This window comes from Alkalibacterium pelagium (assembly GCF_900109325.1).
Classification (GTDB): domain Bacteria; phylum Bacillota; class Bacilli; order Lactobacillales; family Carnobacteriaceae_A; genus Alkalibacterium; species Alkalibacterium pelagium.
On sequence record NZ_FNZU01000032.1, the window covers coordinates 1 to 1,599 of the forward strand.

General features: G+C 51.7%; 1 rRNA gene. It reads right to left on the reverse strand.

From position 1 onward, the window contains the following. A 16S ribosomal RNA gene (locus BMX79_RS12390) occupies positions 1–1,461 on the reverse strand; the annotation flags it as partial. Between the last annotated feature and the right edge of the window lie 138 nt (positions 1,462–1,599).

The following is a 1,599-nucleotide window of genomic DNA, read 5'->3' on the forward strand; positions in this document are numbered from 1 at the left end:
AAAGGGTTACTCGACCGACTTCGGGTGTTCCAAACTCTCGTGGTGTGACGGGCGGTGTGTACAAGACCCGGGAACGTATTCACCGCGGCGTTCTGATCCGCGATTACTAGCGATTCCGGCTTCATGCAGGCGAGTTGCAGCCTGCAATCCGAACTGAGAATGGCTTTAGGAGATTAGCTGAACCTCGCGGTCTCGCGACTCGTTGTACCATCCATTGTAGCACGTGTGTAGCCCAGATCATAAGGGGCATGATGATTTGACGTCATCCCCGCCTTCCTCCGGTTTATCACCGGCAGTCTCGCTAGAGTGCCCAACTGAATGCTGGCAACTAACAATAAGGGTTGCGCTCGTTACGGGACTTAACCCAACATCTCACGACACGAGCTGACGACAACCATGCACCACCTGTCACTCTGTCCCCGAAGGGAAAGCCCAATCTCTTGGGTGGTCAGAGGATGTCAAGATCTGGTAAGGTTCTTCGCGTTGCTTCGAATTAAACCACATGCTCCACCGCTTGTGCGGGTCCCCGTCAATTCCTTTGAGTTTCAGCCTTGCGGCCGTACTCCCCAGGCGGAGTGCTTAATGCGTTAGCTCCAGCACTGAAGGGCGGAAACCCTCCAACACTTAGCACTCATCGTTTACGGCGTGGACTACCAGGGTATCTAATCCTGTTCGCTCCCCACGCTTTCGAGCCTCAGCGTCAATTACAGACCAGAAAGTCGCCTTCGCCACTGGTGTTCCTCCATATATCTACGCATTTCACCGCTACACATGGAATTCCACTTTCCTCTTCTGCATTCAAGTCTTCCAGTTTCCAATGACCCTCCACGGTTGAGCCGTGGGCTTTCACATCAGACTTAAAAGACCGCCTGCGCTCGCTTTACGCCCAATAAATCCGGACAACGCTTGTCACCTACGTATTACCGCGGCTGCTGGCACGTAGTTAGCCGTGACTTTCTGGTTAGATACCGTCAAGGAGGTGCCAGTTACTACACCTCTTGTTCTTCTCTAACAACAGAGCTTTACGATCCGAAGACCTTCTTCACTCACGCGGTATTGCTCCATCAGGCTTTCGCCCATTGTGGAAGATTCCCTACTGCTGCCTCCCGTAGGAGTCTGGACCGTGTCTCAGTTCCAGTGTGGCCGATCACCCTCTCAGGTCGGCTACGTATCACAGCCTTGGTGAGCCATTACCTCACCAACTAGCTAATACGCCGCGGGGCCATCCATAAGCGATAGCCGAAGCCATCTTTAATGATCTAAGCATGCGCTATGATCACCTATGCGGTATTAGCACCCGTTTCCGGATGTTATCCCCCTCTTATGGGCAGGTTCCCCACGTGTTACTCACCCGTTCGCCACTCATCCACACTCTGCAAGCAGAGTGCTTCAGCGTTCGACTTGCATGTATTAGGCATACCGCCAGCGTTCGTCCTGAGCCAGGATCAAACTCTCATTTTAAGTTTGACTTGCTCATAGTATTAATTGTGAGTTAACCATGTTAACTCGTTTGTTGCCTTCGACTCCAAAAGAATCGAAGACCCCTGCACATTTGGTTGTTTCTACTTTGTTCAGTTTTCAAAGATCTATCTCGTTCAG